The sequence below is a fragment of the Bacillus spizizenii TU-B-10 genome (assembly GCF_000227465.1).
Taxonomy (GTDB): domain Bacteria; phylum Bacillota; class Bacilli; order Bacillales; family Bacillaceae; genus Bacillus; species Bacillus spizizenii.
In genome coordinates this window covers 3,028,688-3,048,175 of sequence record NC_016047.1, presented here as the reverse complement: position 1 = coordinate 3,048,175, position 19,488 = coordinate 3,028,688, and the positions used below count along the sequence as shown (strand labels likewise).

Here is a 19,488-nt window from a genome sequence, read left to right as displayed (position 1 = left end):
TTTATCGTTTTGGCGCCCGGTAACCGGCGGCTTCAGCTTCTTCAACTGAACAAAACATTTCAGCCGGGTCGGTTGTCCGGTCATAGTATGTACTGCCCGGCGTGTGGTAAATGCCGTTTTTGCTTCCTTTAATATTACAGCCTTCTGCTGTGTCAGCTGTTTTGGCTTCATCATTTTTATAGGTATGGCTTGAAGAATTTCCAGTGTCTTCATGAGAACTGGCAGTTTGGCTTTTTGCCTCTTTCAATTGCTTTTCAAGCTTTGTGTTATCTTGTTGGAGTGTTTCATTTTCAGCCTTAACCGTTTTTGTATCTTCTTTGAGCTGTTTTTGATTTTCTTGAAGCTCTTTAATCTCAGCTTTTAATGATTTCTGAGTCTTTTTTAGTTCGCTATTCTCTTTTTCAATCTGCTCAAGCTTGTCCTGATTTTCTGTGTTGTCTTTCAATTTCTTTGCTTCTGAGCTGACAGATTTATATTCTTTCTCAAGTGCTTCATGCTCTTTTGTGAGACTTTTATATTCGGCGTTTAGCGCTGAATATTTTTTCTCAGCATTTGCTGCAGCAGCATCAGGTTCTGACAATCCTGCTCCGGTGAAGAGCAGCACCAGGCCTCCTATCAAAAGCGGCCAAAAGAGTTTCTTAGAGAAACGTTTCTCCTTTTTCAGCACATATCTGACAAGGTGATACAATCCATAGCCAAGCGAAATGAGACATGCAAGAAAACCTAAAAATGCTAATGTCATTTCCATAAAATGCCCCCTTTTTCTATTTATTTTACATTTTCTGAACAATATTTGTTAGATTTTTTCACGCTCATCAGTTGAAAAATGTGAGATAGACAGATAGAATGAATGTGCTATGATAACTCGATTCGTACGGAGCCGTTTTAGGTTTCGTTTTTTTCATGAGCTTTTTTAGGTAAGAAAGGGGGATTAGTGTGCCGCGTGCTCTTAAAATTTTAATCATTGGAATGTTTATTAATGTGACGGGTGCTTCTTTTTTATGGCCGCTGAATACGATTTATATCCATAATCATTTAGGAAAGTCATTAACAGTAGCCGGACTTGTGCTGATGCTGAATTCCGGCGCCAGTGTGGCAGGAAATTTATGCGGCGGTTTTTTGTTTGATAAAATCGGCGGCTTTAAATCGATTATGCTTGGGATTGCGATTACGTTAGCAAGCCTGATGGGCCTTGTCTTTTTTCATGAGTGGCCGGCCTATATTGTGCTGCTGACGATTGTGGGCTTTGGTTCCGGTGTTGTTTTTCCGGCCAGCTACGCAATGGCTGGATCGGTGTGGCCTGAAGGGGGAAGGAAGGCATTTAATGCGATATATGTTGCGCAAAACGCGGGTGTGGCCGTTGGGTCAGCACTTGGCGGAGTCGTGGCGTCTTTCTCATTTTCATACGTATTTTTGGCGAATGCTGCATTGTATCTGGCCTTTTTCTTTATCGTATATTTCGGATTTCGAAATATTCAGACGAAGGATGCGTCTCAAACATCGGTGCTTGATTATGATGCCGTAAACGGCAAAGCAAAATTTGCTGCGCTCATCATATTAAGCAGCGGCTATGTACTCGGATGGCTGGCTTATTCTCAGTGGTCTACCACAATTGCTTCGTACACACAAAGCATTGGAATATCTCTTTCCTTATATAGCGTGCTGTGGACGGTTAACGGGATTTTAATTGTGCTTGGCCAGCCGCTTGTCAGCTTTGTAGTGAAAAAATGGGCGGAGTCGCTGAAAGCGCAAATGGTCATCGGATTTATCATTTTCATTGTATCCTTCAGCATGCTGCTGACGGCAAAGCATTTCCCGATGTTTCTGGCTGCTATGGTGATCCTGACCATAGGGGAAATGCTTGTCTGGCCTGCGGTGCCGACGATTGCCAACCAGCTTGCCCCTAAAGGGAAGGAAGGATTTTACCAAGGCTTTGTCAACAGCGCGGCGACAGGTGGCAGAATGATTGGTCCGTTGTTCGGCGGTTTGCTTGTCGATCATTTCGGCATTCAGGCTCTTGTCTTATCTCTTTTGGTTTTGCTGTTGATCAGTATTGCCACGACGCTTTTATATGACAAACGGATAAAACCGGCTAAAGAAACAAATAAGCAAGCATCAATCTCTTCATAATAAAGATCCCGCTGGATGAGCGGGATCTTTTTACATAATCGGAAGCACGTTAACGGCATCCTTTACATTTGAATATGTTTTCAGCGATGAAAAATTGGCGTCCAGTTTATTCATTTTCATAGCCAATTCTGGCTTAATGCCAGTAATGATTAATTCGGTTCCGGTCAATTTCAGCAAATGGCTCAGCTTGAAAATCTGGTCGGCGGTTTGTTCATTTACTTGGGCTAATCCTGATAAATCAATGATCAAATAATCATCTTTGGATGTTGATAAGATATTCGTCAATGTGCTGACGATGGAATTAAATCGCTCCTCTGTCAGGTTGCCGACTAGCGGAAGAGCCGAAATGCCGTTGCGAATCGGGACAATAGGCGTTGAAAGTGCAGTAATTTCTGTGAGGGAATCCTCGAGAAGTTTTTCATACTCTTTTTGCTGGGTGATGTCTTTTTGAATTCCGACAAAATAGGTCTTGTCTTCGATCTCCAGCGGATCAATACTCAATTCATTCCAGAACATCGTTCCGTCTTTTTTGTAGTTTTGGATCTGAACGGTAACCGGTTCTTTATTTTGCAAAGCGATTCTGATGTTGTCTACTTCAGCGGGGTCTGTGTGTTTCCCCTGTAAGAAGCGGCAGTTCTTTCCTAAAATCTCTCCGGCTTCATAGCCGGTCATTTGAACAAAGCCTTGGTTTACGTAGACAATAGGATTATCTTCAAGTGCAGGATCTGTAATTACCACACCGACTCGCGCGTGATCAAGCGCTTTTTTGATGACTTCCAGCTGTCCTTGTACTCCAAATGATTGAAAACTAGCCATATAAATCCCCCTTAGGCTGTCAGCTAACTGTGCGAAAGCCTGGTATTCCCCTTTTTTAATGAATTCTACAGTAACCGTAGCACAACACATGTTCTGATTCAAGCAAGCGCAGTTTGTTGTTTGTCATCAAGGCTTGTCCTCGTATACACTAAAAATAAGAACAGAGATTGAACATATGAACGGAAGTAGCTAAATGAGTGACTAGGTCAATGTCACTGGGTGAAAAATGAATCCAATGCATCAAGCTTACCGATCATGTGTTCACATATAATGGAAGAAACAAGCTTTTTTCAGATTTGCCAGTATGTAGATATCGAAAATCATCGGAATCGTTTAAGGGGGCTGGATGGCCTGAAGTCGCTTTACGAAATAAGGGCTTTAGGAAGGTGATGATGAAGATGCTGCATCAGGTACTTATTGCTTGTGTAATTGGAGGAATCATGGGGATTCTCGGTCATGTGAAAAAGAGAGGCAGGCTGGAGAAGCCCAGAATGACGAAGCGGTTTATCTACCTTGGATTTTTGGAAGATTGGTTTATCGGAATGACAGCTTCCATTTTACTTGTATTATCCGCTGACCCCGATTCAGGAATTCAACTTGTCATCTTATCCATTATCTCAGGCTACGGCGGTGAAGCTGTTCTCAGAAGTTTTGACTTTGTGAGAGAAATGAACAGCGGAGGCGAACCGGCCGAGTCCAAACGTCAAACCAAAACTCCACCCGAATAATTGTCCTCAATCTTCGCCCGTTCAGGGTACATTCCCATTGTATACAAACCTGCTTGCACTTATGAACAGAATTCTATAAAATACAGTTAAGATTACGGTTGCGATAAGAACAATGAAGAGGAGCAGTAAGAAGCAGATATTGTTGCAGAGAGTTGACGGCTGGTGAAAGTCAATCAAGTTTGTTTCCGAACTCACCTCAGAGTTGCAGCGGTGAAAAGCCGCTGACGCATAACTGCGTTAAAAGTATCAAGTGAGTGCGGCGCATGCCGCGCTAACGAGGGTGGTACCGCGGGAAAACGAAAGTCTCTCGTCCCTTTTAGGGATGAGGGAGTTTTTTTTAGTTTGGGAATATTCTGAATATAATCCTCTCCTTCCCGTCAATACTTGAACCATAAACGCCGTATTCAATCAGAAGGAGGTTTTTACTTTGAGTTTTCAGCACAAAGAGATAGAAAAGAAATGGCAAACATATTGGCTCGAAAACAAAACATTTGCCACTCTTGATAATAATGAAAAACAAAAATTTTACGCGCTGGACATGTTTCCTTATCCGTCAGGAGCGGGATTGCACGTCGGCCATCCTGAAGGATATACAGCTACGGATATCCTGTCCCGCATGAAGCGCATGCAGGGCTATGATGTCCTACATCCAATGGGCTGGGACGCATTCGGCCTGCCGGCTGAACAATACGCGCTTGACACAGGGAACGATCCTGCTGTGTTTACGAAGCAGAATATCGATAATTTCCGCCGCCAAATTCAGTCGCTTGGCTTCTCATATGACTGGGATCGTGAAATCAATACGACTGACCCTGAATACTATAAATGGACGCAATGGATTTTCTTAAAGCTTTACGAAAAAGGCCTTGCTTACGTTGACGAAGTGCCTGTAAACTGGTGCCCTGCTCTCGGTACGGTTCTTGCCAACGAAGAAGTTATTGACGGCAAGAGCGAACGCGGCGGCCATCCGGTAGAGAGACGCCCGATGAAGCAGTGGATGCTGAAAATTACAGCATATGCGGACAGGCTTCTTGAAGACTTGGAAGAGCTTGACTGGCCGGAAAGCATTAAAGATATGCAGCGCAACTGGATCGGCCGTTCTGAAGGCGCACACGTTCATTTTACTGTAGATGGACATGCTGAATCCTTTACGGTGTTTACGACAAGACCAGATACGCTGTTTGGCGCTACATACACTGTGCTTGCTCCGGAACATGCATTGGTGGAAAACATCACAACGGCAGAGCAAAAAGAAGCTGTTGAAGCATATATCAAAGAAATTCAATCAAAGAGTGATCTTGAGCGTACAGATCTTGCGAAAACAAAGACAGGCGTTTTCACAGGAGCTTATGCGATCAATCCTGTAAACGGAGAAAAATTGCCGATCTGGATTGCGGATTACGTTCTTGCTTCATACGGAACAGGTGCTGTTATGGCTGTTCCTGGCCACGATGAGCGTGATTTTGAATTCGCCAAAACATTTGGCCTTCCGGTGAAGGAAATCGTGAAAGGCGGAAATGTTGAGGAAGCAGCGTACACTGGCGACGGCGAGCACGTGAACTCAGATTTTCTGAACGGCCTTAACAAGCAGGAAGCGATTGAGAAAGTGATCGCTTGGCTGGAAGAAACGAAAAACGGCGAGAAGAAAGTGACGTACCGTCTGCGCGACTGGCTCTTTAGCCGTCAGCGTTATTGGGGCGAACCGATTCCGGTCATTCATTGGGAAGACGGAACATCAACGGCTGTGCCGGAAGAGGAGCTGCCGCTGATTTTGCCGAAAACGGATGAAATCAAACCGAGCGGAACAGGCGAATCACCGCTTGCGAACATTAAAGATTGGGTGGAAGTCACAGATCCTGAGACAGGTAAAAAAGGAAGAAGAGAAACGAATACAATGCCGCAATGGGCGGGAAGCTGCTGGTATTTCTTGCGCTATATTGATCCGCGCAATCCGAATCAGCTGGCATCACCAGAGAAATTGGAAAAATGGCTTCCGGTTGATATGTATATCGGCGGTGCAGAACATGCCGTGCTTCACCTTCTGTACGCCCGCTTCTGGCATAAGTTCCTTTATGATATCGGCGTAGTGCCGACGAAAGAACCATTCCAAAAGCTGTACAACCAAGGCATGATTCTCGGCGAAAACAACGAAAAAATGAGTAAATCTAAAGGGAACGTCGTCAACCCTGACGAAATCGTTGCTTCTCACGGCGCTGATACGCTGAGATTGTACGAAATGTTCATGGGACCGCTTGATGCTTCAATCGCCTGGTCTGAATCAGGATTAGACGGCGCGCGCCGCTTCCTTGACCGCGTATGGCGCCTGTTTGTTGAAGACAGCGGTGAGCTTAATGGCAAAATCGTTGAAGGCGCTGGTGAAACATTGGAGCGCGTGTATCATGAAACGGTCATGAAAGTCACAGACCATTACGAAGGCCTTCGTTTCAACACGGGTATTTCCCAGCTGATGGTCTTTATTAATGAGGCGTATAAAGCAACAGAGCTGCCGAAAGAATATATGGAAGGCTTCGTGAAGCTTCTTTCTCCTGTCGCGCCTCACTTGGCGGAAGAGCTTTGGGAGAAGCTTGGCCATTCCGGCACCATTGCATACGAAGCTTGGCCTGAATATGATGAAACGAAACTTGTGGATGATGAAGTTGAAATCGTTGTTCAGCTGAACGGAAAAGTAAAAGCGAAATTACAGGTTCCTGCCGATGCGACGAAAGAACAGTTGGAACAGCTTGCTCAAGCAGATGAAAAGATCAAAGAGCAGCTTGAAGGCAAAACGATTCGAAAAATCATCGCGGTGCCTGGCAAGCTTGTCAATATTGTGGCAAACTAAGCCTAGAAAAAATCCCCTTTGCCAAAAGGGGATTTTTTTCATCAGTCTGTAAATAGCAATCGTCCAGCTGACTTTGATATACTGAACATGATCATTGTGAATAGGAGTGTTTTCTTTGGAGATAAAAGAAATCAGTACAGCCGTTTTGAAAGAAAAAATTGAGGCGGATGAAGAACTATATTTAATTGATGTCAGAGAAGATGAAGAGGTGGCGGAAGGCATGATCCCGCAAGCCGTTCATATTCGGATGGGAGATATTCCTGAAAAAATGGACACCTTTGACAAAGACAAAGAGTACGTATTTATCTGCCGCTCAGGAATGCGCAGCATGAATGTCTGCAGGTACCTGGATGAGCAGGGCTTTAAAACAGTCAATGTTGAAGGCGGCATGATGGCCTGGGAAGGCGAAACAAAACCAAAAAACTAGGGGAGAGGCGGGACTGACCCCCGTTTTTGAGACAGGGATCAAAACACCTTTTAAACAGCCAATTGCCGATAGTTTATCGGTGATTGGTTGTTTAGTTTCGTTTGAATACGAATATTGTTATAATAATGAATGTATTCTATGACAGTGCGTTCTACGATGGCGGTCGTAGTTCGATCAATGCTGTTAAGATAGAACGTTTCAGACTTTAGTGAGGAATGAAACGATTCGATGGAGGCATTATCAGCGGGCGTCCCTTTGCGGGACATGCTCATGGTAATGCCTTTTGTGTTAACAACTTTTTGATACTCGTAAGATGTATACACAGAACCTTGGTCACTATGTAACACGCAGTTCTCAGGCAGTGTTGGCAGCTGATCAAGTGTGTCTAAGACAAAGTCTGTGTCCTGCTTATCGCCAATCGTAAAAGCAATCACTTCTCCATTGTATAAATCTAATATACTGGAAAGGTACAATTGTTTCTGTCCATAAGGCAAATATGTGATGTCCGTTACTAGTTTTTCAAGAGGGCGATCAGATTTAAAGTTCCGATCCAATATATTATCGACCACGGCATATGGCTGCCCATTCTTCTTGCGCTTTTTCACCTTAACCTGGCACTGCCATTGATTTTTCTGCATAATACGTTGAACCGTTTTATGGTTAATACGCATTCTCTTTTTTAGTATGGCTGTGATTTTTCGATATCCATATCGATACCTGTGCTCTCGGCACAACGTGCCGATTTGTTTTTCCAAATGGCGCTTGGGATAATCTTTCGTCAGATTCTTCTTCCAACGATAATAGGACGCTCGAGAGATACCTAAATGAATACAGATATCCTGCACGGTCATTGTGCTGTGCAATGCTTCTACAAGTTCGACTGACGTTTCGCTATCAACTTCCTTTCCAATTCGTTGTACTTTTTTAAAACTTCATTCTGTTGTCTCAGATAACGGTTCTCTGCCTGCAGTTTCTCTAATTCGGAAGAATACTCTGGACCTTTTCCGTAAGTGTATTGCTTTCCAACAGGCTGTTCGAATCGATGTATATCCCCAGCCTTATGCCATCTAACCCATGTCTGAACCTGTGTCTTATTCTTAATATTCAATTTCTGCATGATCTCTTTCATAGGCACGCCTGCCAATCTCATTTCTACAGCCTGCTGTTTCACTTCAACCGGATAACTCACTCTTGTCCCCATAGAAAAAACACCTCCAAGTCTAATTTCGGATAACAATCATCCGTTTTCAAACTTGAAGGTGTTTTTATTTGTCTCATCTTATGGGGTCAGTCCCAGGCCCCCTAGTTTTTTTATTTGTATTCCGGAAGCCAATCGCCGTGTGCTGCAAATAAATCGTCACACATGGAGATGATGTCAGTCATGGAAAGCTCCGCGCTTGTATGCGGATCAAGCATTGCCGCTTGGTAAACCGCTTCTTTTTTTCGTGTAACAGCGGCTTCAATTGTCATCAACTGCGTATTAATATTCGTCCGGTTTAAGGCTGCAAGCTGCTCAGGCAGTTCTCCGGCGAAGCACGGGGTAATTTTTTTTCTGTCGGCGACGCATGTCACTTCCACAACCGCTTTTGAAGGAAGATTGGTGATCAGTCCTGTATTCAAGACGTTTCCCCCAAAGGTGAACGGCTCGTTCGTTTCCATTGCTTCTATAATTCTTGAACCATATTCCTTTGAGCGTTCGTGCGTAAGGTTTTTATTATTAACGATATCATCCCGCATTTTCTCCCAATTTTGAATCTGTTTCACGCATCTTCTCGGATATTCGTCGAGCGGGATTTGCAGCTCGCTGATCAGCTCGGGATAGTTCCGTTTAATAAAGTATGGATGATATTCTGCATTGTGTTCGGATGATTCCGTGACATAATAGCCGAACTTATCCATCAATTCAAACCGCACCATATCATGATGCTTTGTTTTTTGTTTTTCTTTTGCCCTCCTTTTGATTTCCGGATATAGATCTACGCCGTCTTTTTTGACTTCCAAAAGCCAAGCCATATGATTGATGCCCGCGATGCGCTCCTCGATTCCGCCATGCTCCATTCCGAGAGATTTGAATAAATCCTTCGTGCACACTTGAACACTGTGGCAGAGCCCGATTGTTTTGATATTCGTATAGCGGAGCATGGCGCCTGTAAGTGAGGCCATTGGGTTTGTGTAGTTTAAAAACCACGCATCCGGGCACATTTCCTCCATATCTTTTGCGATATCAAATAAGACCGGGATTGTTCTGAGTGATCTGAAGATCCCGCCGATGCCGACTGTGTCAGCGATCGTCTGACGCAGCCCGTACCGTTTCGGAATCTCGAAATCTATGACTGTGCTCGGTTTATACCCTCCAACCTGAATCGCATTGATGACATAGCTTGCGTTCTGCAAGGCGAGTTTTCTGTCATCATAGCTGTTGATGGCCACACTCGGGTTATAGCGGTCTCTCAGATTTTCGAGCATGAACTGGGATTCCTGCAAGCGTTTTGGATCAATGTCGTAAAGGGCGAATTCAAATCCATTCAGTGCTTCTGTTAACAAGCAGTCTCCCAAAACATTTTTGGCGAAAATGGTGCTCCCTGCACCGATAAATGTAATCTTTTTCATATTGCTTCCTCCTTTAATGTTATCCCTTTACCGCTCCGGATGACAGGCCGGCAATAAAGTATTTTTGCAGCGCCAAAAACAGAATAACCATCGGCAGCATCGCCATAAGCGCGGCTGCGGCAACTAAATGCAGATTGTTGGCGTTTTCTCCGAAAAACCCTGCCATGGCTACTGTTAAAGTCTGAACCTTTTGATCTTGTAAAAAGAAAATCGCAAATTGATAGTCGTTCCATATGAAGACACAGGAAATAATACAGATGGTCGCAGTGATCGGCTTCAGCAAGGGAAACACGATCGTAAAAAAGATTTTCAGCATGCCTGCGCCATCTATTCTTGCGGCTTCTTCAAGCTCTTTTGGAATGGTCGAACGGATGAAGCCAGAATATAAGAATACGGTTAACGGCATATAAGCCGCTGTATTGATCAAAATGGCGATGGCGTGTGTATTGACCATTCCGGCATCCACGACCATTCGGTACAAAGGCACCATCGACGTTAACGGAGGGATGATCATAATGGAAATCAGCAAGGCAAAAACGGCTTTATTCAGTTTCGTTTCCCGCCGGGCAAGCGGGTAGGCGGCAAGTGAGCCGAATATAATTAATAACAAGGCAGAAAAACCTGTGATGATGATGGTGTTTATAAATGAGTTTCCTAGCGAAGCGCGCTCCCACGCTTCTGAAAAATTGTGAAAGGAGATGTCGGCTGGAAACAGCCATTTTGAACTGTAGTCTCCTTTTGCTTTTAATGAAGTGGTCAGAAGGATGTAAAAAGGAATAAAATGCGCACAGGCCACAATGGCGGCAAGAATCGTAATGATCCGCATGTTTTTTGAACGGGCGGCTTTCATGACATTTCCGTCTCCTTTCTTTTAAAGTACGCTAGCGCACAAAAGCTGATGATCAAAATGACAAATGCCATAAATATGCCTTGCGTTGCGGCATAGCCGGCATCCTGCCGTTTGAAATACAAATCGTACATAAAAGTGGACATGGATTGTGACGCATTTCCGGGACCGCCTGCGGTGAGCGCGATAATGACATCAAACAGCTTTAAGCCTCCGATAATGTTGATGACCATATTAATCGTGATCGAGGGCATTAACAGCGGCAGCGTAATGCTAAAAAACTGCTGGCCTTGTTTCGCGCCATCCATTTGCGCAGCTTCATAATAGTCTTTCGGAATGCTTTGCAGGCCAGCTAAGTAGACAACCATAGCGATCCCGACATATTGATAGGTGTTAATCATGACAATGAGCCACGGATTGAGCGATGGACTGGCGAGAGCATTGATCGGGCTGATGCCGAATACACCAAGCAAATCGTTGAGCGCGCCTCCGTCATAGGAGAAGAAAAAGTACCAAATATAGCCCATAATGAGCGGGCTGATCATGACCGGCAAATACACAATTGTTCTTGTTATCGCTTTCATTTTGATGCTTTGATTCAAGAGCAGGGCGTACAGGAGTCCGACCGCATTTTGGAAAAAGGTGCTGCCGAGTCCGTAAAGCAGCGTGTTTTTTAAGATGTGCCAGGTGTCAGGATCAGAAAGCAGCCTTTCATATTGCGCGAATCCCACCCATTGGTAGACTTGCGAAAAGCCGTTCCAGTTCGTAAAGGTGATCAATGCGCCTTTCACAAACGGATAAATCATAAAGACCAGAACGGAGAGCAAAGCAGGAATATACATCCACCAAAGTGAGGACTGCTTTTTCGGCTTAACCTGTTTCACATGAACGTCTCTTGCGATCTCACTCATTGTTCTTCAGCTCCCTGTGTTTCCGATTGCTCCCGGAGTCGTTTGTATTCTCTTCCCAGCTTCTTCGAAATCTCTTGAGGCGTCAAAATGTCAGCCGCAAGCTCCTGCCCGGCCGTGCCCAGGACATCCCACATTCCATTTGGCAGGTATAAACGGTCGAAGTAAGGCTCGACTCTGACTTCTTGATAATGCTCATAGTCGTTCGCGTAGAAAATATCAGCTTTCACATTGGTCAGTCCTGAAGGAAGCGACGTGGCTTCAGCCATTTGTTTGGCATTGGCGGGACGGGCCATAAATGCGATGAATTCTTTTGCTTTCTTTACGTGAGGGGAGTCTTTCCATGCTGCAAGTGTGTAGCGTTCACCACCGATCCATATCGGATCATCACCGTCATGTATGGCAGGTGTCGGGATAATGCCGACCTTGACCTTCGGATTGATCTGGGCAACGTCTTGGCCAAGCGTGCCGCCTTGCATCGTAAAGGCGATTTTGTTTTGGGCCATTAATTCAATGAGCTGTGATTTTTTTGCGGTTACGGCGTCAATATTGATCAATTTTTCTTTCTGCATTTGTTTAAGGATGTCTGATAAATAAGTGAATTTGCTCCAATGAAAAGTGCCGTTGGTGAGCTGTTTTTTTTCATTATGGGCAGGATCTGTGATGAGAAGAGGTGTAGCGAATTGGTCGTAATATTGGGCGAATGAGCTTTTGTCATAGCCGGCAAACCAGAAGGGCATAATGCTTCCCTTGCTCTTTTCTTTAATCGTTCTCAGCGCTTTCATAAAGTCATCCATGGTTTCCGGCGGGTTAATGCCGTAACGGTCTAAAATATTGCGGTTATATGCCAGACCGTCTTTTGCCTGATTGATCGGATAGGCATACACCTTTCCGCTTTTATTTTTGAGGATGCTGTTTAAATTGGGATCGAGATCTTGGGTCCATTCCATATCTCTGAGATCAGCTGTATATTCTCCATACCTGATTTTTCCCCAGCCATGTGTATCGAAAAGGTCAGGCAAATCATTGGCTGCCATTCTGACACGCATCATATTTTCATAGTCATTGCCTGGGAAATGAAGGCTGACACGGATGTCTCTGTGTTCCTTTTCAAACGCTGCCGCCAGTTTTCTGAACGTATCTCTTTCACTGTCCGTTGACATTGTAGAATAAATCGTTAACGTCTTTTTTGCGGTATCTGCTGAGCTTTTCTCTGCTGAGCATCCGGGCAGAACAAGCAGAATAAGAGAGAGAAATAAAACAAAAGTGTGTTTCATCTTTTCCTCCTTATTATCGTGATGAATGCTTGCTTATGTCACCTCCTTAGCTGTATATCCGCAGCTTTGTCTCACGATTAATGTTGTGGGCAGGGTGACATGATGAGGAAGCGTACGCCCATTGAGACGGTCAAGCAACAGTTTCACGCCTGTACGGCCCATTTCCTCTGTGTACACCTTCACCGTCGTTAGTGGCGTGCTGGCAAATTCAGCTTCTTCAATGCCGTTAAAGCTGACGAACGCCGTATCCCGTGGCACTTGGAGTCCGGCTTCCTGGAGCGCTTTTAATGCGCCGATCGCCATGGAATCGCTTGCGATAAAGAATGCTTCCGGCAGATTGCCTTGAGCGATTGCTTTCTTCATCAGGCGATAACCCTCGCGCATGCTGTATTCTCCGATCAGCACATGCTCAGGCCGGGGGGCGGCGGACTCCAAAAAGGCGGTCAGCCGTTTGTCTTCAATCGTTCTGCGAATGCTTTGGCCGTCCTTCAGCGTATGCTCTTTTTCCTGTCCGCCAATGTAACCTAACCGTTTGTAACCAAGACCGAAAAGGTGATCAATCGCTTGGCGTGAAGCGGATTCAAAATCAATGCCAATCGAATCGTATGCTTGCGGATCAGGAGAATGATTGATAAATACGGCATGTTCCAGCCTTCCGTTGATATGCTTAACCGCTTCATCATGAACACGGCCGATGACAATGACACCATCCAGTTCCCGAAAGATATGCTCCTGAAAGGAACCGAGATGAATCGAATTCGTAATGAAAATTTCCTGTTCAAAGCATTCTTTTTCAATGCCTTTGCGAATTGAAGAAAAATACGGATCCTGCCGCTCCTGATCGGGGGACAGGCAGCTCAGCACGCCGATCAGCGGCTGGGCCCGCTGTTTTTGCCCGCGGGCTTTCCGGCGTTTAGCAACCGTTTGGTAGCCGAGCTCTTCGGCAATAGTGATGACTCTTTGTCTCGTTTCGCCAGCAACAGAAAGCGACTCATCTTCATTTAAAATTCTGGAAACAGTCGCACTTGAAACATTTGCTTTCAAGGCGATATCTTTAATCCGAACCATAAGTATCCCTCTCATCTATTTAGTAAAATATTAACTTCTCTGTTTTTGATAAATTGATACTATCATATGAAAGTAAGCGGTTACAATAATCATTTTCGGAATATTTCGTTATATTTACTAAATATTTAGTAAATGATGCGATTTGTTTTGGAAAAATAAAGGGGAAACCAGATTCGTCTCGTAAATGTGAAGTAAGCGAATAAGGAAGGGTGAGGGAATGAGTACGGAAAGAAGAAAGCAGCTGTTTCGATTGCTTGGAGATTTGCCTGATCGGAGGGAAATCAGTACGGAGACATTGCGTATTGAAGAAAGAGAAGGAAACATCATTGAAACGCTCCTGCTCGATCTAAACGGACATGAAAAGGTGCCCGCTTATTTTGTGAAACCGAAGTCTGTAGAAGGGCCGTGTCCAGCCGTATTGTTTCAACATTCGCATGGCGGCCAGTATGACAGGGGAAAAAGTGAACTGATGGAAGGAGCGGATTATTTGAAAGCGCCTTCTTTTTCCCGTGAGCTGACTTCTCTTGGGTACAGCGTGCTTGCGATAGATCATTGGGGATTTGGAGATCGGCGTGGAAAAACGGAAAGCGAGATTTTTAAAGAAATGCTTCTTACCGGAAGAGTGATGTGGGGCATGATGATTTATGACAGTTTAAGAGCGTTAGATTATATGCAGTCTCGCCCTGATGTTCAGCCTGACAGAATCGGGACCATCGGCATGTCTATGGGAGGGTTGATGGCGTGGTGGACAGCGGCGCTCGATGACCGGATTAAGGTGTGTGTGGATTTATGCAGCCAGGTAGATCATCACGTGCTGATGAAAACACAGAATCTTGACCGGCACGGCTTTTATTATTACGTCCCGTCGCTTGCAAAGCATTTTTCTGCCTCAGAGATCCAAAGCATGATCGCGCCGCGCCCGCACCTTAGCCTTGTTGGTGTACACGACCGGTTAACGCCGGCTGAGGGTGTGAACAAAATCGAAAAAGAATTGACATCTGCGTATGCTGGACAGGGTGCTTCTGATTGCTATCGGGTGGCCCGTTCCGCTTCAGGGCATTTCGAAACAGCAGTCATGAGGCATGAAGCTGTCCGGTTTTTGCAAAAGTGGCTGTGACGGTTACAGGAAATTGGCAGAAAGGCGCAGATTTGAGCGAAGGAAGTGGAACCAATGGAATTACAAGACATTTTGGATTGGACTTTCCGGCGGCATCTCAATCCATTAAGCTGGTATATCCGACCCCTCTTTTTATTAGTATTGGTTTATGCTGCGTATAAGCGCAGCTGGAAAGGCATCATCATCACTTTTGTATTGATGATGAGCAGTATGGTCTGGTTTCCGGAACCTAAGAAGATTGATCTGCAAATGAAAAAAGTGCTGGAATTCGAGCAAATACTTTTAAGCAGTCCGGTCTCGGCTGTTTTAACAATTGCTTTCATGATGGTTTTTCTCGGTTTTATTTTGGCTGCTTTCTGGAAGCGGTCGCTTGTATTTGGTTTAATCCTATTGAATGTGACACTTGTTGGGAAGGTGGCCCTGTCCTTATTTTTCACAGGTGAGAATGGCTGGGCACCGTTAGGCAATACGATTTTTGGGCTGATGATGGTAAATGGGATCGGCTTGTTCATCAAGTATAGAAATCGAAAAAAACGCAGAGGAATAGACATCTAAGGCTAGGACCGTTTAACTGTAAAACGGTCTTTTTGCTCGTTTCAAGGACCAGCCCCAAAACAAAATGAAGATTTCCTATATTGACAGAATCGTATGTGAATAATAATATTCTAATTGTTAACTTTAATTTATAATTGGTTAACAATTAGAATAGGATGTGATATACGTTCTTCAGTTATTAGTGAAAGGGCGAGAATGGATGCAAGAAGAAACATTTTATAGTGTCAGAATGAGGGCATCTATGAATGGATCTCATGAAGACGGCGGAAAGCATATATCTGGCGGAGAACGGCTTATTCCTTTCCATGAGATGCAGCGTACAGTCAATGCCTTATTAGAAAAAGGGTTATCCCATTCAAGAGGAAAGCCTGATTTTATGCAAATTCAATTTGAAGAGGTTCATGAACCGATAAAAACCATACAGCCATTGCCAGTGCATACGAACGAAGTGAGCTCCCCGGAAGAGGGACAAAAGCTTGCCCGATTGTTGTTGGAAAGAGAAGGCGTTTCACGAGAAGTGATTGCAAAAGCATATGAACAAATCCCTTCATGGTCGGGTGTCAGGGGAGCTGTTTTGTTTGATATTCACTCAGGCAAGCGGATTGATCAAACAAAAGAAAAAGGGGTGCGTGTCTCCAGAATGGATTGGCCGGATGCTAATTTTGAAAAATGGGCGCTTCGTTGTCACGTGCCGGCACATTCTAGAATAAAAGAGGCACTTGCACTCGCTTCAAAGGTCAGTCAGCACCCGGCCGCCGTTGCAGAATTATGCTGGTCAGATGACCCTGATTACATAACAGGCTACGTTGCAGGTAAGAAAATGGGCTATCAGCGTATTACAGCAATGAAAGAATACGGGATTGAAGAGGGCTGCCGGATCTTTTTTATTGATGGCTCCGAAGATGTAAACACGTACATGCATGATCTGGAGAAGCAGCCTATTTTGATAGAGTGGGAGGAAGATCATGACTCATGATTTGATAGAAAATAGTAAAAAGCACCTCTGGCTGCCTTTTACCCAAATGAAAGATTATGATGAAAACCCCTTAATCATCGAAAGCGGCAATGGAATCAAAGTCAAAGACATAAACGGCAAGGAATACTATGACGGTTTTTCTTCTGTTTGGCTTAATGTCCATGGGCACCGCAAAAAGGAATTAGATGACGCCATAAAAAATCAGCTCGGAAAAATCGCGCACTCCACGTTATTGGGCATGACCAACGTTCCAGCAACCCAGCTTGCCGAAGCATTAATCGACATCAGTCCAAAAAAGCTCACGCGAGTCTTTTATTCAGACAGCGGTGCAGAAGCGATGGAAATAGCCCTAAAAATGGCGTTTCAGTATTGGAAGAACATCGGAAAGCCTGAGAAACAAAAATTTATAGCAATGAAAAATGGCTATCACGGTGATACGATTGGCGCCGTCAGTGTCGGTTCAATTGAACTGTTCCACCACGTATACGGCCCGTTAATGTTTGATAGTTACAAAGCTCCGATTCCTTATGTGTATCGCTCTGAAAGCGGCGATCCTGATGAGTGCCGTGATGAGTGCCTGCGAGAACTTGAACAGCTGCTCGAAGAACATCATGAGGACATTGCCGCACTTTCCATTGAATCAATGGTTCAAGGAGCGTCCGGGATGATTGTGATGCCCAAAGGGTATTTGGCAGGCGTGCGCGAGCTATGTACTAAATACGATGTCTTAATGATCGTTGACGAAGTCGCCACAGGCTTTGGCCGTACCGGGAAAATGTTTGCGTGTGAGCACGAGAATGTCCAGCCTGATCTGATGGCTGCCGGCAAAGGCATTACAGGAGGCTATTTGCCAATCGCCGTTACGTTTGCCACTGAAGACATCTATAAGGCATTCTATGATGATTATGAAAACCAAAAAACCTTTTTCCACGGTCATTCCTACACAGGAAATCAGCTCGGCTGTGCGGTTGCACTTGAAAATCTGAGATTATTTGAATCTGAAAACATTGTGGAACAAGTAGCGCAAAAAAGTGAAAAACTCCATTTCCTTCTTCAAGATCTGTACGCTCTTCCTCACGTGGGAGATATTCGGCAGCTGGGCTTTATGTGCGGTGCAGAGCTTGTTCAGTCAAAGGAGACCAAAAAGCCTTACCCTGCTGATCGGCGGGTTGGCTACAAAGTTTCCTTAAAAATGAGAGAGCTTGGCATGCTGACAAGGCCGCTGGGGGACGTGATTGCATTTCTGCCTCCTCTCGCCAGCACAGCTGAAGAGCTCGCGGAAATGGTTGCCATTATGAAAGAAGCGATCCAAGAGGTAACCAGCCTTGAAGATTGACGCCTGGTTAAACGAGCGGTTAGACAGAGCGAAGGAAGCCGGCGTATACCGTAATCTGCGGACAATGAACGGGGCTCCGATTCCAGAGAGGAAAATTGATGGAGAGAATCAAACGGTCTGGTCTTCAAACAATTATTTAGGACTGGCAAGCCATAGCCGCTTGATCTCTGCAGCCCAAGAAGCACTGCAGCAATTTGGGGCAGGAAGCAGCGGCTCCCGTTTAACGACAGGCAATTCGGTTTGGCATGAAAAGCTTGAAAAAAAGATTGCCACCTTTAAACGGACGGAAGCGGCTTTACTGTTTTCGAGCGGTTATTTGGCCAATGTCGGTGTCCTTTCATCATTGCCAGAAAAGGAAGATGTCATTTTAAGTGATCAACTCAATCATGCAAGTATGATTGATGGCTGCCGGCTGTCTAAGGCTGATACAGTTGTTTACTGGCATATTGATATGGATGATCTTGAAAACAAGCTGAATGAAACACAGCGTTATCAGCGCCGTTTTATCGTAACAGACGGGGTTTTCAGCATGGATGGCACAATTGCCCCTCTTGATCAAATCATCTCACTTGCGAAACGCTATCATGCCTTCGTGATCGTTGATGATGCCCATGCCACAGGTGTTTTGGGTGATTCAGGAGGAGGAACGAGTGAGTACTTTGGTGTTTGTCCTGACATTGTGATCGGCACCTTAAGCAAAGCTGTTGGCACGGAAGGAGGTTTTGCTGCAGGTTCAGCGGCCTTCGTCGACTTTTTGCTCAACCATGCCAGAACATTTATCTTTCAAACCGCTATTCCGCCAGCCAGCTGTGCAGCCGCTTATGAGGCTTTCAACATCATTGAAGCCAGCAGGGAAAAACGGCAGCTTTTATTTTCTTATATCAACATGATCAGAACCAGTCTGAAGAACATGGGTTATGTGGTAAAAGGTGATCACACGCCGATTATTCCTGTGATCATCGGCGATGCCCGTAAAACGGTCACATTTGCTGAAAAACTGCAGGACAATGGGATTTATGCCCCTGCCATTCGGCCGCCGACCGTTGCGCAAGGTGAAAGCCGGATCCGATTAACAATCACTGCTGACCACAGTATTCGTGATATTGATCATTTGCTGAAATCATTTCATTCAATTGGAAAGGAGCTGCACATCATTTGAGGGGTTTTTTTGTGACAGGAACAGATACAGAAGTGGGGAAAACGGTTATATCCAGCGGAATCGCCGCTTTATTGCGAGAACATAACAAAGATGTCGGGGTGTTTAAACCATTTTTAAGCGGTATATCTCGTCATCATCCGGAGAGCGACACTAGTCTCCTGAAAGATACGTCACAGACGAGTCTTTCTCATGAAGACATTACGCCTTTTGCCTTCAAAGCGCCACTTGCACCATATGTTGCAGGGAAGCTGGAAGGAAAGGCTGTCACCATGGAAGAGGTTTTAAGCCATTGGGAGCGGATAAGAGAAAAACATGAATGCTTTATCGTAGAAGGTGCGGGTGGTATTTCTGTGCCATTGGGAGAGGATTTTTTAGTCAGTCATGTCATAAAAGCGCTACAGCTTCCCATCATCATTGTGGCACGTCCTCATCTCGGAACAATTAATCATACCTTTTTAACTGTCCAATATGCAAAAAGTATGGGGCTGCCAATTGCCGGAATTGTCATCAATGGAATCAGTGATTCCCCTGATGATGATGAAAAAACCAATCCTGGGATGATTGAGCGCTTATGCGGTGTGCCGATTTTAGGGATTACGCCAAAGCTTGCCAACGTGACGAAAGAAACGGTTCTACATATGGTAAAAGACCATATCAATCTATCATTACTGATGAATCAAGTGGGGGTATGA

The 19,488-nt window shown here is 44.8% G+C and carries 18 protein-coding genes and 1 other annotated feature; of the genes, 10 read left to right on the top strand and 8 right to left on the bottom strand.

From position 1 onward, the window contains the following. Position 1: 1 nt before the first annotated feature. Positions 2-748 (bottom strand): LMBR1 domain-containing protein, encoded by a 747-nt coding sequence (locus GYO_RS37210; protein WP_014114854.1) that lies wholly within the window; start codon positions 746-748, stop codon positions 2-4. A 188-nt stretch (positions 749-936) separates the two neighbouring features. Here GYO_RS37210 and GYO_RS37205 point away from each other — a divergent pair, with 188 nt between their 5' ends. Next, on the top strand, positions 937-2,130 hold the full coding sequence (locus GYO_RS37205; protein ID WP_014114853.1) for an MDR family MFS transporter: 1,194 nt from the start codon (positions 937-939) through the stop codon (positions 2,128-2,130). 30 nt (positions 2,131-2,160) lie between these two features. Here the strand turns inward: GYO_RS37205 and ytvA are convergent, their stop codons facing one another. Further along, positions 2,161-2,946 (bottom strand): YtvA family blue-light photoreceptor, encoded by a 786-nt coding sequence (ytvA, locus tag GYO_RS37200; RefSeq protein WP_014114852.1) that lies wholly within the window; start codon positions 2,944-2,946, stop codon positions 2,161-2,163. 392 nt (positions 2,947-3,338) lie between these two features. On the opposite strand from ytvA, the gene GYO_RS37195 reads away from it, so the two are divergent. The 3 genes from GYO_RS37195 (at position 3,339) to GYO_RS37185 (ending at position 6,943) form a co-directional block, all read left to right on the top strand. Beyond that, complete coding sequence (locus GYO_RS37195) at positions 3,339-3,674, top strand: DUF4257 domain-containing protein (protein WP_003223352.1); 336 nt, start codon at positions 3,339-3,341, stop codon at positions 3,672-3,674. Positions 3,675-3,777: 103 nt separating this feature from the next. Then, positions 3,778-3,992 (top strand) — a binding site (T-box leader). A gap of 109 nt (positions 3,993-4,101) precedes the next feature. Then, positions 4,102-6,516 carry a leucine--tRNA ligase gene (gene leuS, locus GYO_RS37190; RefSeq protein WP_014114850.1) on the top strand — a complete coding sequence of 805 codons (2,415 nt, stop codon included), beginning with the start codon at positions 4,102-4,104 and terminating at the stop codon, positions 6,514-6,516. Between the two features lie 115 nt (positions 6,517-6,631). After that, positions 6,632-6,943, top strand: coding sequence for a rhodanese-like domain-containing protein (locus GYO_RS37185; RefSeq protein ID WP_014114849.1), 312 nt, complete (start codon positions 6,632-6,634; stop codon positions 6,941-6,943). Between the two features lie 50 nt (positions 6,944-6,993). On the opposite strand, the gene GYO_RS37180 is transcribed toward GYO_RS37185, so the two are convergent. The 6 genes from GYO_RS37180 to GYO_RS37150 form a co-directional block, all read right to left on the bottom strand. Further along, positions 6,994-8,144 (bottom strand): IS3 family transposase gene (locus GYO_RS37180; protein ID WP_087941766.1). Its coding sequence is split into 2 segments (ribosomal slippage): positions 6,994-7,871 and positions 7,871-8,144, totalling 1,152 coding nucleotides; the frame shifts between segments, so codons are not numbered across the junction. Positions 8,145-8,254: 110 nt separating this feature from the next. Beyond that, positions 8,255-9,553, bottom strand: a complete 1,299-nt coding sequence (melA, locus tag GYO_RS37170; protein ID WP_014114846.1) for an alpha-galactosidase MelA — start codon at positions 9,551-9,553, stop codon at positions 8,255-8,257. A gap of 19 nt (positions 9,554-9,572) precedes the next feature. After that, complete coding sequence (locus tag GYO_RS37165; protein ID WP_014114845.1) at positions 9,573-10,403, bottom strand: carbohydrate ABC transporter permease; 831 nt, start codon at positions 10,401-10,403, stop codon at positions 9,573-9,575. Then, positions 10,400-11,311 (bottom strand): carbohydrate ABC transporter permease, encoded by a 912-nt coding sequence (locus tag GYO_RS37160; RefSeq protein WP_014114844.1) that lies wholly within the window; start codon positions 11,309-11,311, stop codon positions 10,400-10,402. Before GYO_RS37160 ends, GYO_RS37165 begins: the two co-directional genes overlap by 4 nt. After that, complete coding sequence (locus GYO_RS37155; protein WP_014114843.1) at positions 11,308-12,585, bottom strand: ABC transporter substrate-binding protein; 1,278 nt, start codon at positions 12,583-12,585, stop codon at positions 11,308-11,310. Before GYO_RS37155 ends, GYO_RS37160 begins: the two co-directional genes overlap by 4 nt. Positions 12,586-12,618: 33 nt before the next feature. Beyond that, entirely contained in the window at positions 12,619-13,653 is a 1,035-nt protein-coding gene (locus GYO_RS37150) for a LacI family DNA-binding transcriptional regulator (RefSeq protein ID WP_014114842.1), read from the bottom strand. Between the two features lie 217 nt (positions 13,654-13,870). On the opposite strand from GYO_RS37150, the gene GYO_RS37145 reads away from it, so the two are divergent. From GYO_RS37145 to bioD, 6 genes are all read left to right on the top strand, one after another. Beyond that, entirely contained in the window at positions 13,871-14,770 is a 900-nt protein-coding gene (locus tag GYO_RS37145; protein WP_014114841.1) for a dienelactone hydrolase family protein, read from the top strand. Between the two features lie 54 nt (positions 14,771-14,824). Continuing rightward, positions 14,825-15,325: a hypothetical protein gene (locus tag GYO_RS37140; protein WP_014114840.1), complete on the top strand. Its 501-nt coding sequence runs from the start codon at positions 14,825-14,827 to the stop codon at positions 15,323-15,325. A gap of 199 nt (positions 15,326-15,524) precedes the next feature. Then, a complete protein-coding gene (gene bioW / locus GYO_RS37135) occupies positions 15,525-16,301 on the top strand; it encodes a 6-carboxyhexanoate--CoA ligase (protein ID WP_041521046.1) in 777 nt (258 codons plus the stop codon). Continuing rightward, the gene (gene bioA, locus GYO_RS37130) at positions 16,291-17,637 is read left to right on the top strand and encodes an adenosylmethionine--8-amino-7-oxononanoate transaminase (RefSeq protein WP_014114838.1); all 1,347 of its coding nucleotides are present in this window, start codon (positions 16,291-16,293) and stop codon (positions 17,635-17,637) included. Before bioW ends, bioA begins: the two co-directional genes overlap by 11 nt. Next, on the top strand, positions 17,627-18,796 hold the full coding sequence (bioF, locus tag GYO_RS37125; protein ID WP_014114837.1) for an 8-amino-7-oxononanoate synthase: 1,170 nt from the start codon (positions 17,627-17,629) through the stop codon (positions 18,794-18,796). Before bioA ends, bioF begins: the two co-directional genes overlap by 11 nt. Continuing rightward, positions 18,793-19,488, top strand: a complete 696-nt coding sequence (gene bioD / locus GYO_RS37120; RefSeq protein WP_041521045.1) for a dethiobiotin synthase — start codon at positions 18,793-18,795, stop codon at positions 19,486-19,488. The genes bioF and bioD overlap by 4 nt, the downstream gene beginning before the upstream one ends.